General features: G+C 56.7%; 10 protein-coding genes. 6 read left to right on the top strand and 4 right to left on the bottom strand.

Translation table 11 applies throughout. The features are described 5' to 3' along the window. Nucleotide 1: 1 nt before the first annotated feature. The 6 genes from ACT3T6_RS01740 to ACT3T6_RS01715 all read left to right on the top strand — a co-directional run bounded on the left by ACT3T6_RS01740 (nucleotide 2) and on the right by ACT3T6_RS01715 (nucleotide 6,038). Nucleotides 2–1,171: a dihydrodipicolinate synthase family protein gene (locus tag ACT3T6_RS01740; protein ID WP_193054419.1), complete on the top strand. Its 1,170-nt coding sequence runs from the start codon at nucleotides 2–4 to the stop codon at nucleotides 1,169–1,171. After that, nucleotides 1,168–2,007: a sugar phosphate isomerase/epimerase family protein gene (locus ACT3T6_RS01735; protein WP_193054420.1), complete on the top strand. Its 840-nt coding sequence runs from the start codon at nucleotides 1,168–1,170 to the stop codon at nucleotides 2,005–2,007. The genes ACT3T6_RS01740 and ACT3T6_RS01735 overlap by 4 nt, the downstream gene beginning before the upstream one ends. A 140-nt stretch (nucleotides 2,008–2,147) precedes the next feature. Continuing rightward, entirely contained in the window at nucleotides 2,148–3,182 is a 1,035-nt protein-coding gene (locus ACT3T6_RS01730) for a Bug family tripartite tricarboxylate transporter substrate binding protein (protein ID WP_193054421.1), read from the top strand. Between the two features lie 99 nt (nucleotides 3,183–3,281). Then, nucleotides 3,282–3,803, top strand: coding sequence for a tripartite tricarboxylate transporter TctB family protein (locus tag ACT3T6_RS01725; RefSeq protein ID WP_193054422.1), 522 nt, complete (start codon nucleotides 3,282–3,284; stop codon nucleotides 3,801–3,803). A 22-nt stretch (nucleotides 3,804–3,825) separates the two neighbouring features. Further along, nucleotides 3,826–5,370: a tripartite tricarboxylate transporter permease gene (locus tag ACT3T6_RS01720; protein ID WP_226913573.1), complete on the top strand. Its 1,545-nt coding sequence runs from the start codon at nucleotides 3,826–3,828 to the stop codon at nucleotides 5,368–5,370. 35 nt (nucleotides 5,371–5,405) lie between these two features. Then, nucleotides 5,406–6,038, top strand: a complete 633-nt coding sequence (locus ACT3T6_RS01715; RefSeq protein ID WP_087111946.1) for a TetR/AcrR family transcriptional regulator — start codon at nucleotides 5,406–5,408, stop codon at nucleotides 6,036–6,038. A gap of 141 nt (nucleotides 6,039–6,179) precedes the next feature. Here ACT3T6_RS01715 and ACT3T6_RS01710 read toward each other — a convergent pair whose 3' ends face one another. Genes ACT3T6_RS01710 through ACT3T6_RS01695 form a run of 4 tightly spaced genes read right to left on the bottom strand, consistent with a single transcriptional unit; the run spans nucleotide 6,180 to nucleotide 12,572 of the window. Continuing rightward, the gene (locus ACT3T6_RS01710) at nucleotides 6,180–6,884 is read right to left on the bottom strand and encodes a response regulator (protein ID WP_172117464.1); all 705 of its coding nucleotides are present in this window, start codon (nucleotides 6,882–6,884) and stop codon (nucleotides 6,180–6,182) included. Between the two features lie 17 nt (nucleotides 6,885–6,901). Then, nucleotides 6,902–8,302 carry an ATP-binding protein gene (locus ACT3T6_RS01705; protein WP_193054423.1) on the bottom strand — a complete coding sequence of 467 codons (1,401 nt, stop codon included), beginning with the start codon at nucleotides 8,300–8,302 and terminating at the stop codon, nucleotides 6,902–6,904. Continuing rightward, a complete protein-coding gene (locus ACT3T6_RS01700) occupies nucleotides 8,302–11,397 on the bottom strand; it encodes an efflux RND transporter permease subunit (protein ID WP_193054424.1) in 3,096 nt (1,031 codons plus the stop codon). Before ACT3T6_RS01700 ends, ACT3T6_RS01705 begins: the two co-directional genes overlap by 1 nt. Then, a complete protein-coding gene (locus tag ACT3T6_RS01695; RefSeq protein ID WP_193054540.1) occupies nucleotides 11,397–12,572 on the bottom strand; it encodes an efflux RND transporter periplasmic adaptor subunit in 1,176 nt (391 codons plus the stop codon). Before ACT3T6_RS01695 ends, ACT3T6_RS01700 begins: the two co-directional genes overlap by 1 nt. Between the last annotated feature and the right edge of the window lie 180 nt (nucleotides 12,573–12,752).

Below are 12,752 nucleotides of genomic sequence, written 5' to 3'. Positions count from 1 at the left end.
TATGAGCCCCCGACTGATATTGCCTGACAATGCTGGCAAACCGGTTGCGTATCAACTGGGCGAACCACTGTCGTTCACGGAAAAACCTGGCGCTCCCAAATCGAGGGTTGCCTATGCGGCGGCTCATGTAGTGTCAGACCCGCTGGCGCCGATTGATCCCTGGCTGGGTACTGCCATTGATTGGGAGCGCACCATCGACTATCGACGGCACCTGTGGCGTTTGGGCTTTGGTGTTGCCGAATCGATGGACACGGCCCAGCGAGGCATGGGACTGGACTGGCCGACTAGCCTGGAATTGATCCGCCGTTCAATCGACGCTGCGCGCGATATGCCAGGCGCTACCTTGGCATGCGGTTGCGGTACCGACCACTTGGGGCCGGAAAACTACAAGGATATCGACGGAGTAATTCGCGCTTACGAAGAGCAGATGAGCGCGATTGAAGCCTTGGGTGGACGACTGATCATTATGGCCAGCCGTGCATTGGCGGCCTTGGCTTCCTCGCCAGAGGATTACGGCCGCGTCTATGACCGGCTGCTATCTCAGGCGCAGGAGCCGGTCATTCTTCACTGGCTTGGCGATATGTTTGATCCGGCTTTAACCGGTTACTGGGGGCATGCTGATACAGAACAGGCCATGGAGGTCTGTATCGACATTATTGCTCGCCACGCCGACAAGGTCGACGGTATCAAGATCTCGCTGCTGGATGCGGACAAGGAGATCGCCATGCGCCGGCGTTTGCCCGCTGGCGTAAAAATGTACACGGGAGACGATTTCAACTATCCCGACCTGATCGCCGGTGACGAACAGGGCTATAGCCATGCGTTGCTGGGTATCTTCGATCCTATCGCCCCGGCCGCCGCTGCCGCCATGGCTGCATTAGACGCGGGGGATCTGGATACCTATCACCGAATATTTGCGCCAACAGTGCCACTGGCGCGCCATGTTTTTGCCGCTCCCACGCGTTTTTACAAAACGGGTGTAGTGTTTCTGGCTTACCTGAACGGTCATCAGGATCACTTCACCATGGTTGGTGGGCAGGAAAGTACCCGCTCCACCTTGCACTTGGCCGAGCTGTTCCGGCTCGCTGACCAGGCAGGGCTGCTGCGTGACCCGGAATTGGCCACACAACGCATGACACACGTAATGGCAACGCGGGGGGGGGCGCAATGATCGCACAACCACTGACGGACTTTAGCCGACTGTCGATTAATGATGCCACGACCAAGGTGCAATGGACGCTGGAAGAGGAAATTCGTGGCTATGCTGACATGGGTATCCATGGAATTTCCATCTGGCGCGACAAGCTGGAAGCCTGTGGGGTAAGCAAAGCGGCCCAACTGCTACGCGATAACAACATGACCGTTACCGGCGTTTGTCGCGGCGGTATGTTCCCGGCGACCACGCGAGAGGCCCGCAGGGCCGCGGTTGAAGACAACTGGCGCGCCATAGATGATGCCGCGCAACTGAATGCACAGTGCTTAGTGCTGGTAGTGGGCGGCCTGCCGGAACACTCCAAGGATATCGCCGGTGCCCGCCAGATGGTCCTCGATGGAATGCATGACATTGTTGAACATGCCCGTCAGGCAGGTATGCCGTTGGCCATAGAACCACTGCATCCGATGTACGCGGCAGACCGTGCCTGCGTCAACACCATGGGCCAGGCGAATGATCTATGCGATGTGCTGGGTGAAGGCGTCGGAATAGCGCTCGATGTCTTCCATGTATGGTGGGACCCGGAGTTGAAGAAACAGATACAGCGGGCTGGCAAGGAACGGCTATTGGCTTTCCATATCTGCGACTGGCGCATGCCGATGTCTGACATGCTGCTGGATCGCGCCATGATGGGCGATGGCGTCATTGATATACCGCTGATTCGCAGCTGGGTCGAAGCCGAAGGCTACCAAGGCTTCCATGAGGTGGAGATATTTTCTGCGGATCATTGGTGGAAGAAGCCCGCCGAGGAAGTGCTTCAGGTGTGTAAGGAGCGTTATCTGACGGTGGTGTAAAGCAACGGCATCGTGATTAAAACCAAAGCGCGACGATTACTATAAAAATAAACGTATCAAACGTGTTCGGAGTCCATGAATCCCTTTGAGCAAACCAGAGCGGCTTTAACGCTGCTTGAATAACAACAACGGAGAGATCTATGAATGTCATTAAGGCCACACTGAGCAGCGGTTTAATAGCGGCTGTCACCTTGACGGGGTCCGCGCTGGCGGAAGATTGGCAGCCCACGAAACCCATTAACATCATCGTGCCTTGGGGCGCGGGCGGCTCTACTGACCAGGTGACCCGAGTAACCGCCGCTCTCCTGGAAGAACACTTGGGTCAGAGCGTGGTGGTGGTAAACCAAAGCGGTGCCTCCGGTGCTATTGGTACACGGGAGGTGTTGGAATCCGCACGAGATGGCTACACCTGGACCGCCAATGCCATCGCCAATAATGCTAACTACTCAATTACCGGTCTGATTGAAGACACGGATATTGATGATTGGCATATTTACCTGTCGGTCGCTAACGTGCCGGTGGTGAGTGTCCCCTCTAACAGCGAGTTCGATAGTTTCGGTGAGCTACTTGAGGCATTGAACGAACGTGGCAATCAAATCACCGTGGCAACCGCTGGGGTGACATCCTCCGGCGGGACCGCTGTTGCCACGCTCAGCGATGAGGCTGGCTTTGACTACAACATGATCACCTACGATGGTGGCAATCCCGCCGTGGTGGCGGCAGCACGCGGCGAAGCCATGCTGACTACTCAGCTGGCCGTGGAGCAGGCCGAGATGCTTCGTGGCGAGCGGCTTAAGCCTTTAGCCGTGCTAAGTGATCGTTCCTTAACCATTGATGGCATGGACGAACCCATTCCTCCCATCACTGAATGGTTGCCCGACATACACGTCGCACCCGACTACTTCGGTATTTTTATCCCGCGTGGTGCACCTGATGACGTCATCGCTACCATGGACCGTATCTGGGAGGAGCACATTATGACGTCCCAGGAACTGCAGGATTATGCGGACAGGCAAGGCGCCATCTTTGACCCATCCTATGGCGATGAAGCGCGTGATCGGGCCATGCCGATCGCTATTCAAGAAGCCTGTGCCTACGTTGACCGAGGCGAGGCTGAGATTGATCCCATCGAAATCGGTATTGATTGTGAAACGCGCAGCGAAGTGTCCCAGTGACAGGGAGGGCGGCCAGGAAGGCTGCCCCCGCTTTTTACCCAAGCCTGTGGCTCCGTTCATCTATCAATGTTATTTGCCTGCCCATAGGAGAAATGACCGATGACAAATAACTCCAGCCGTTTGAGCCAAGCCGACTTGGTCACCGGTATTGTATTTGTGGTGTTGGGTCTCACGGTCTTCTATTTGTCCTGGACCATGCCACGCCTTGAGTCGAGAGGTATACATCCTTCGACCATTCCCGGGTTGGTGCCCATGATTCTGGGTGGTTTGCTGGCGCTTAGTGGTCTGCTCTTGGCTTTGCGCTCTTGGCGACAGGGGGCGGGTAGACACTTCAGCCCCCTAAATAGCCTGCGTGCGATGCTGGCTAACGAAGAGTCCCGACGTCTGTTGGCTATGTTAATTCTAACGTTGAGCTATGCGCTGATATTGGTCGGCTGGTTACCGTTTTGGATGGCGACCTTTGTGTATGTTTTTGTCTCAATCGTATTGTTTGAGCGCTATTTGACCGATAAACCCGTGCCATTGGCGCGTTGCTTGATCCTGGCAGGCATCCAATCGGTGGTGGTGGCGTTGGTAGTCACGCTGGTATTCCAGGAAATTTTCCTGGTGCGTCTGCCATGAAGGGCTCTATGAGGAAGTCACTATGTTTATGATGGAAGAACTCGGCATGCTGGCCCACGGCGTGGGGCATTTTATGACCCCAATGAGCCTTTTTAATATTGCCTGGGCGAGCCTGCTGGGAATTGTTATCGGCATGTTGCCGGGTTTGACAGCTACCATGGGGGTGGCGTTGCTGGTAACACTCACCTACGGCATGCCGGGTGACCAGGCCATCCTGACGCTGATCTGTATGTACGTTGGGGCCATTTACGGTGGTGGACGCAGTGCTATTTTGCTGAATATCCCCGGTACTCCAGCCAGCGCAGCAACCAGCCTGGATGGATACCCACTGGCCCAGCAGGGGAAGGCCGGTTATGCCATGGGGCTGGCCACTACCAGCTCGGCGATTGGCACCTTCGTTGGTATTTTCTTCTTGGCCATACTGGCATCCACCCTGGCCGAGTTTGCTTTCAATTTTGGTTCCTATGAGTTCTTTTGGCTGGCGGTCTTTGGGGTTGTCATCTCTGGGCGATTGACCGGTGCCGACGATCCCTTGAAAGGTTATATCGCCGGGTTGCTTGGCTTGCTGGTGGCCATGATTGGGATGGAAAGCCTGCATGCTTTCCGGCGCTTCGACTTTGGCATTGCCAATCTTTCAGGCGGCATCGACATTATCCCCGCCATGGTAGGGGCCTTCGGGTTTGCCGAAATTTTGACCGTTATGCGGCGTAAGCTGGACGCCCAAGTGGTTGTTTCTCAAGGGCGCACTATTCCTCACTTTAGGGATGTCTGGAATTACCGCCGAACGGCGATTCGATCCGGAATCATTGGAACGATAGTGGGAATTATCCCCGGTGTAGGCGAAGATATTGGCAGTTGGTCTTCCTATGCCGCCGCACGTCGCGCCAGTAAGGAAAAGGAAAAATTTGGCAAGGGTTCTTATGAAGGGCTGACCGCTGCAGAAACCGGTAATAGTGCCGTCATTCCTGGCGCGCTGATCCCTGTGTTAACGCTGGCAATCCCCGGTTCTACCGCCGCCGCCGTCCTCATCGCCGCCATGTATATTCATGACATTCGTCCTGGCCCCATGCTGATGATTGAGAACCCGGATTTTCTCTATCAGGTTATTGCGATGCTGCTGTTCACCACGGTGGCTATTACTATCTATGGCCTATCGATGACCAAATTGCTGGTCAAAGTATTGAGCGTACCTCGGCAAAAATTGATGCCGGTGATCTATGTGCTCTGCGTGGTGGGTTCGTTTGCCATTTCCCAGCAAATGTTTGACGTCTACGTGATGGTATTCTTCGGGTTAGCCGGCTATCTGCTGCGAGAAATGAAGTATCCTATGGCGCCTATTGTGCTGGGTATCATTCTGGGTAGCTTGCTCGACACCAACCTTCGCCGAGGGCTTGCGCTGACCGGAGGTGACATGACCCCTTTCTTTACCCGCCCGGTGAGTTTGGTACTATGTCTAATTAGCGTTATTGCAATCCTGCTGAGTATCCCGGCTGTTAACCGCCTGCTCTTGCGAGGTCTGAAAAAGGTAGGGCTAGTAAAAAAATGGCCTGTCAAAAACGGAGCGTAATGCGGTCATTCGAATAACTTACAAGGTGCTTATCAGTGGGTCGTAAACGCAATCCGGACTTAACTCGACAAGACATTCTTAAAGCTGCGCACGATGAGTTTTGCGAGCGGGGCTTTGAGGGTGCTCGCGTCGACAGCATTGCAGAAAAAGCCGGTGCTAATAAACGCCTGCTTTACCATTACTTTGGCAATAAGGAAGAGCTCTACAAAATCGTATTGCTGGGCGCTTATCAGACGATTCGTGCTGGCGAGCGAGAGTTAAGCCTGGATCAGTACTCGCCGGAAGAAGCCATGGACCGGCTAGTGCGTTTTACCTTCCGACATTTTCATCAAAACCCTTGGTTCTTGCGCCTGCTGACGACGGAAAATCTCAACTATGCACGTTTTTTGAAAACGCTGCCGGAAGTGAAGCAACTGCATTCACCGTTGGTTGCCCAAATCCGAACTCTGATCCAGCGGGGTGCAGAGAAAGGCGTGTTCCGCCAGGATGTGGACCCGATTCAGCTGTACATTTCTATCGCCGCATTAGGGTATTTCTACATCTCCAATGTCCATACGCTGTCGATCATTTTCGATAAAGATCTTTCACACATTGCCATGATTCAGGAGCGTGAAGCGCACGCTGTCTCCATGGTGTTGGATTATCTGCGCTATCGAAAAAGCGACTGAGAGCCAAGGCTTATCCGCCCACTTGTAAAAGCTTGCTATAAAGGCCCGCATTCACCATGCCGCGTTCAAAGCGGCTTGGCCAAATGCTGAGTTCCGGTAGCCGGTTGTGGGGAGCGCTTGTAGGCCTTTGAATCCTGCGGCTTAGCCCTCGGGCTGATATTTGTACCCTACCCCATACACCGAACGAATGATCTCCTGCTCGGGGAGGGCTTCAGTGATTTTTTTGCGCAGCTTTTTAATATGGCTGTCGACGGTGCGTTCAGAAACAATCCGGTTGTCTCGGTACATATGGTCCATTAGCTGCTCACGGCTAAAGATTCGTCCAGGTGACTGCATCATTACCCGCAGCAGCTGAAATTCAACCGCGGTGAGGCCCAGGTCATGGCCGTTGGCTAGTGCCTGCCAGCCATCGTCATTGAGGGTCACCGGGGTTGAAACCGCTGCCTCAGGGGTGTGGGCCTGTTCGGCAAGTGCTTGGCTGCGGCGTAGTACCGCTTTCACGCGGGCGACTACTTCGCGGGGGCTGAAAGGTTTGCAAATATAGTCATCGGCGCCCAATTCCAGCCCTAGCAGGCGGTCTACTTCCTCCACCTTGGCGGTCACCATAATAATTGCGATAGCAGGCCACGCCTGACGTATTTCCCGGCAGAGCGTCAAACCATCCTTGCCGGGCAGCATGACATCCAAAAGCACCAACGTGGTGGGGTGCTGCTGCAACCAGGGTATCACATCGTCGCCATGACCCAGCGTTGCAACATTAAAACCGTGGGAGCTTAAATAATCATCCATGAGGCGGGCAATTTTGGGCTCGTCCTCAACAATCAATAGCGGGGCGTCTTGGAACATGGCGGACTCGCTTGTCATTAATGGGAAGTCAGTAACGGAAAACGTAAGGTCCAGCAAAGCCCGCCTAGCGGCGCATTGGATGCCTCAAGCGTTGCACCGTGCGCAATCACCAAGGCGCTTGCAATGGATAGCCCCAGGCCGCTACCGCCGCTTGCCCGGTTGCGTGACCCTTCAACACGGTAAAGACGCTCGGTAAGCCGGGAAAGCTCACTTTCCGGAACGCCCGGTGCGCTATCCTGCCAAACAATCACCGCGTGGGCACGCTCAATGTTGAGCGTTACTTGAAGTTTGCCCGGTGCATCGGTGTAGGCGCAGCTGTTATCCAACAGATTATTCCACAGCTGATGCAGTCGCTGAGCATCACCTCGAATCATTACGTCGGGGGCAATGTGCGTCGTCAGTGTAAGGCCGCTGCCATTGAGCCAGCGGTCCGCATCTTCAAGGCGGCTGGCCAAGCTGTCGCTAAGGTTCATGGGGGCCAGATGAATATCAAGCGCGCCAGCATCGCTTTGCGAAAGCAGGCGTAAATCGGCGACCAGGTGCTCAAGCTGGGCAACTTCCTGCGCCAGCGAGCTGAGGTTTTCCTGATTCAGCGGGCGAATGCCGTCCTGCATGGCTTCAATTTCACCACGCAGCACGGCCAAGGGCGTACGCAGCTCGTGGGCGGTGTCGGAAACCCAGCGTGCACGGGCGTCACGGTTGGCTTCTAATGTGGCGGCCAGTACGTTGAAGTCCCGCGCCAAACGGGCAAGCTCATCCCGACCACGTTCAGGTAGGCGAGTATGGTAGTTGCCTTCGGTAAGCCGCCGCGTGGCGATAGCCAGTGCCCGCGTACGTCGACTTAACCACCACGAGAGCCCGGCGGCCAGCAGCAGCGACGCCAGCCCAATCGAGATAACAATAATTACTAGATTGCGCTGTTGCAGCTCTAGAAAGCGATTTTCCATGCGCTCCATCATCTGCTGAGGAGGTCGAAACCCTAACGAGCCAATGGCCTCGCTGTCGCTGTGAAGCGTGAGCCAGCGCCAATCGCCGGGGCCCATACGGCCATTCATGGGCGGAATCACAAACTCACCGTTTGGCGCACGCAGCGCAAAATCCTGCGCTTCGCCCAAGGGGGAGGGGCGTTCACGATGCTCCTGACCCAGTTCAAAGCGCACGATATGCGGCCAGCGTTCCGGGTTGTGTTCAAGCCAGCGCCAGTCCTGCTGGGTCTCCCAGCGGGTAATCAAGCCATCGGCCAGCAGCATGGCACGGCGTTCCTGGGCCTGGTTTAAATAATCGATAAAACCACGGTCGATACTGTAGGAAACGGCTAGAAACATGGTGGCGGAAATGGCCACGTTAACGCTGAGTATGGCCGAGAACAGCTTTAGTCCTAGCCGCGAAGGGCGCCAAGTGGGCAAGGTAACGGCCATTAGGAGGCGCCCTCCTGAAGAGGTTGCCGAGGCATGCTAAGTCGCTCGCGCCAGTTCTCCAGGCCCAGGTAAAGGCAGGGCACCAGTATCAGCAAAATGGCCGTCGCGAAAATCATGCCAAAGCCCAGCGAGATCGCCATGGGGATCATAAAGCGCGCCTGCCGCGAGGTTTCCAGAATCATGGGCGCCAGGCCCAGAAAGGTGGTAAGTGTGGTCATCATGATAGGCCGCAGGCGCCGGGTAGCGGCCGCCACAATGGCCGCGCGAGGCGCCATCCCTTCGCGCCGCTTGCGGTTGGCGTAATCAATCAGTACCAGCGCATCGTTAATCACCACGCCGGAAAGCGCCAACATGCCCAGCAAGCTGATAATCGAAAGCCCAAACCCCATAATCATGTGGCCCACCACAGCACCAACAACGCCAAACGGAATGGCCGCAAGCACCAATAAGGGCTGCAAATAGCTTCTGAAGGGAATCGCCAACAGTGCGTAAAGGGCGGCCAGCATAAGCCACATGGCGGTGCGAAGGGCGGCCAGATTGTCGGCGGTATCTTGCTGGCGGCCGCCCAGGCTGACCTCAAGCCCCGGCCAGGAGTTTGTAAGCGTTGGGAACACGTCTTCTTGAAGGGTGGCCAGCACCTGGTTAATGGTTTGGTCGCCCTCTGAATCCGCCGTCACGGTGATAATGCGCCTGCCATCTATGCGCTGCAGACTGCTTGAGGCTTGGCTTAAGGTAATGTCTGCCACGCGAGAAAGCGGCACGCTAAGCCCGTCGGGCGTGCGTACGGGCATGCGGTAAAGTTCGTTTAAGCTCGCGCGGTCGGTTTCGGGCAGGCGCACCTCTACGCTGATCTCGCTACGCCCCACAAACTGTTCAACCGCCGTAGCACCTTGTAAAGGCCCGCGCAGTGCCTGGGCCAGGTCGCTGCCGGTCAGGCCCAGCGCTCGGCCTTCTGCGGAAAGGCGCATTTCAAGTTGGGGTTTGCCATCGCCAATCCCGCTGTCAATATCGGTTAGCCCATACTCACCAAGCACTTCGGCCAACCGGGCGGCGGCGGCTTCCAGCACTTGGGTGTCGGGGTGAGATAAGCGCAAGCTAAGCGCAGCGCCGCTGCCGGGGCCGCCAAAATCTGACTCAAAACGTACCGACTGAGCGCCAATTAAATCCCCCGCCAGCTCGCGCCATTCACCTGCAATACGTGAAGGCGGCCAGGCGTCGAGGCTGTCACTGGCGATATCGAGCCGTACCTGCAACTCTTCGCCATCCAAGCGGCTGCGCGTGCTGCTAAAGGTTAGCGTCTCTTCGCGCTCGCTTAACTGCTGGGCGGCGTCCAGTAGCTGTTGGCTAAGCTCTCGGCTAACGCTGATATTGGTGCCAATCGGCAGCGTTACCGTTGCTTGAACCTGATCGGATTCGGCACGCGGCATGAGTGAAAAGCCCAACCGTCCACTCATGGACCACGCCAGCACTACCACCAGCACCGCAACCCCGATGGCCACACTCAACAAGCGTTGGTTAAGCGCGCGCTGAAGAAACGGCTCAAACTGATGGTATGTGAAGTGATGCAGCCCGCCCTGCAGGCGCTGGCGCAACGCTTCCAGCGGCCGTTGCCAGGCCGGTGTTTCACGCGGTTTACGGCTATGTGCCAAGTGGGAGGGGAGGATAAACAGCGCTTCGGCCCAGGAGATCAAAAACACCGTGACGACCACCACGGGCAGAGTGGCAAACAGCATGCCCAAAAAGCCGGGTAAAAACAGCAGGGGCAGAAACGCCACGATATTCGACAAAATGGCAAAGGTGAGCGGAACGGCAATTTCACCTGCCCCTTTGACCGCCGCATCGCGCAGCGAGTAGCCTTCCTCGCGATAGCTGTAGATGTTTTCGCCCACCATGATCGCATCATCCACCACGATCCCCAGCGCGATAATGAAGGCAAACATCGACATCATGTTCAGCGAGACGCCGATCCAGGGCAGGAACAGCATGGCGCCCAAAAAGGCCGTAGGAATACCCAGCGTGACCCAAAATGCTAGCCGCGCTTCAAGAAACAGCGCCATGAGTACCATCACCAGCGCCAGACCCATCCAGGCATTCTTTAGCAGCAGGCTTAAGCGGTCCTCGTATATTTCCGAGCTGTCGCGTGCAACGTCCAGGCTAACGCCCGGCGGTAGCCCCGCTCGCAAGCGCTCCAGTTCGCCGTAGACCGCCTCGGAAATGCTGGTCGGGGTTTGGTGGCCAATTTGATAGATGTTGACCGACAGGCCCGGCTCGCCATTATAAAACTCTTCACGATCCGTTTCGGCAAAGCCGTTGCTCACGCGGGCGATATCACCCAGCAAAATGGGCGTGCCCTGGGCAGTGGTAAGGATTGGCAGGTCGGCAAACTCGGCGGCGCTGTTGCGTCGGCCTTGGTAGCGCACCAGCCATTCGCCTTCAGCCGTGGTGAGTTGGCCGCTTGCCAGGTCCAGCGCTTCAGCTCCAATGCGGCTGGCAAGCTGCTGATGATCAAGCCCGTAGCGCTCAATAGCTTCTTCATCCAGATGAATCTGGATCTCGCGCTCGCGATTTCCCGAAAGCTCGGCGCGCGAAATCCCCTCAGCGGCCTGCAGCTCAGCGCGCACATCCTCGGCGGCGTCGTGAAGGGCGGCAAGCCCAACCGAGCCGTAAACCTGAAGGCTGACCACACTGCGCGATCTGCCCGCTAGCGTGAAGCGGGGCGGGTCGGCGGCACTGGGTAGGGTAGTGATGGCGTTGACCGCCTGCTGAATATCCTGATAAACGCGCATCACATCGACGCCGTCAATCAGCGTCGCGCTGACCATACCGCTGCCTTCACCAGCGCTGGAGGTCAGCTCATCAATACCTTCTACATTCGATACCGCCGCTTCAACGGGAAGCAGTAGGCTCTGCTCGACATCTTCTGGTGTGGCACCAGGGTAGCTGATACTGACCTGAACAATTTCAATTTCAAACTCAGGAAAGACCTCTTTTTTAATCGCGAGCGATGCCATAAGGCCCCCCACGATAAACAGCAGCATCAGCAGGTTAGGCGCAACGCCATGGTCAATCATCCAGGCAAGCGGGCCGCGACGCATTAGCTGCTCTCCTCATCACGGGTGGGCGCATCGTTGTGCGAGCGAACGCGAACCTGTTGCCCTTCCTGGGGCTGGGCAAGTCCTGCAGTGACAACGCGCTGACCAGCCTCCAGGCCGCTGCGCACCAGCGCTTCATTTTCACCCCGGTAGGCAAGCGACACCGTTGTGCTGTGTAGGCGGTCTTCATCGTCCACCCACCAAACGCGCTCACCTGGGCGTAGCGCCGCTGAGGGCAGGGCAATCAGGTCTTCCTGCGCCTGAGTTTGAAAGGCTATTCGCATCACATCGCCCAAGCGCAGCGCGGGGCCATCGGTATCCAGCGCCAATGGGTCATTCACCGCAATCAACAGCTGTGCCTGAAGTCCGCTCTCTTCCAAATTAGGTAAAATCGATATCAGTGCGCCTTCCCGCGAAGCGCCTTCTGGCCAGCCACGGCTGGTAATCGTGACCTGACTACCCGGCGCCAGCCATTCAAGTGCATCGCCGGGCAACGAGGCGCGCACCCAGAATTGCTCAACACCGACCAGGTTAATCACCTCGGTTCCTTGACTTAGCAGGCTGCCAGCGCCCACCAGGCGCTCTTGCACCATCGCCTTCCACGGGGCGGTCAGCGTTGCGCGCTCAAGGTTGAGCGCTGCCTGGTCGCGTATCACACGTGCCTGAGTAAGTTGGGCCTGGGCCTGACGCAGTTGAGGCTCGCGCAGGACCAGCGAGCGTCGCTCGGCGGAAAGCTGACGCCCAAACGACTCGTACTCACTACGGGCGCGCTGCTGTTCGGCATTTTCAAGCGCCACCTGCGCTTGGGCATTGCTTAGCTGAGCCTCGGCGTCTTCCAGGGCAAGGCGCAAATCGGCCTGGTCGATATATGCAACGGGCGCGCCTTCCTCAACGACCTGGCCTGGAAAAACGCCCTCTCCAAAGCGTTCCAACTGACCTGCCACGCGGCTGGCCAGCTGGGTTGTCTGCTCAGCTTCTACTCGCCCAAAGCCGCTCAGTAGAGGCGATAGGGCGCTCTGTTCGACCGTCATGACATTGACGACAGGTGGCGTGGGTGGCGGGGGAGCACGCCGCTCAATACGCGGCGGCTGGTTGATAATCCACCAAGCGCAGGCTAAGCCGATGGCAAACACCAACAGGGCCAGCACGGCGCCTAAACGGACACGGCCTTGTTGCATCGAGGAGAAAGAGTCATGAGGTTTTATTAACACGGAGTACCCGTTGCAAGAGCGAAAACGTAGTAAAAGCGAAAATTCCGGTATAAGAAGCGTATCATGCTAGCATCACGCACTGGCTCGCAGAGATTAGGTAAGCATTATGAAAATAGCGTGCAACTCTTCGCTAACCTAAACAGCTGC

It is taken from the genome of Halomonas sp. 72, assembly GCF_052379785.1.
In the GTDB taxonomy this organism is placed as follows: Bacteria; Pseudomonadota; Gammaproteobacteria; order Pseudomonadales; family Halomonadaceae; genus Vreelandella; species Vreelandella citrativorans.
This window is presented reverse-complemented; position numbering and strand designations above follow the sequence as displayed.

Coding starts and splice junctions, on each gene's coding strand:
- ACT3T6_RS01740 (WP_193054419.1), top strand. CDS start 2: ATGAGCCCCCGACTGATATTGCCTGACAATGCTGGCAAACCGGTTGCG.
- ACT3T6_RS01735 (WP_193054420.1), top strand. CDS start 1,168: ATGATCGCACAACCACTGACGGACTTTAGCCGACTGTCGATTAATGAT.
- ACT3T6_RS01730 (WP_193054421.1), top strand. CDS start 2,148: ATGAATGTCATTAAGGCCACACTGAGCAGCGGTTTAATAGCGGCTGTC.
- ACT3T6_RS01725 (WP_193054422.1), top strand. CDS start 3,282: ATGACAAATAACTCCAGCCGTTTGAGCCAAGCCGACTTGGTCACCGGT.
- ACT3T6_RS01720 (WP_226913573.1), top strand. CDS start 3,826: ATGTTTATGATGGAAGAACTCGGCATGCTGGCCCACGGCGTGGGGCAT.
- ACT3T6_RS01710 (WP_172117464.1), bottom strand. CDS start 6,884: ATGTTCCAAGACGCCCCGCTATTGATTGTTGAGGACGAGCCCAAAATT.
- ACT3T6_RS01705 (WP_193054423.1), bottom strand. CDS start 8,302: ATGGCCGTTACCTTGCCCACTTGGCGCCCTTCGCGGCTAGGACTAAAG.
- ACT3T6_RS01700 (WP_193054424.1), bottom strand. CDS start 11,397: ATGCGTCGCGGCCCGCTTGCCTGGATGATTGACCATGGCGTTGCGCCT.
- ACT3T6_RS01695 (WP_193054540.1), bottom strand. CDS start 12,572: ATGCAACAAGGCCGTGTCCGTTTAGGCGCCGTGCTGGCCCTGTTGGTG.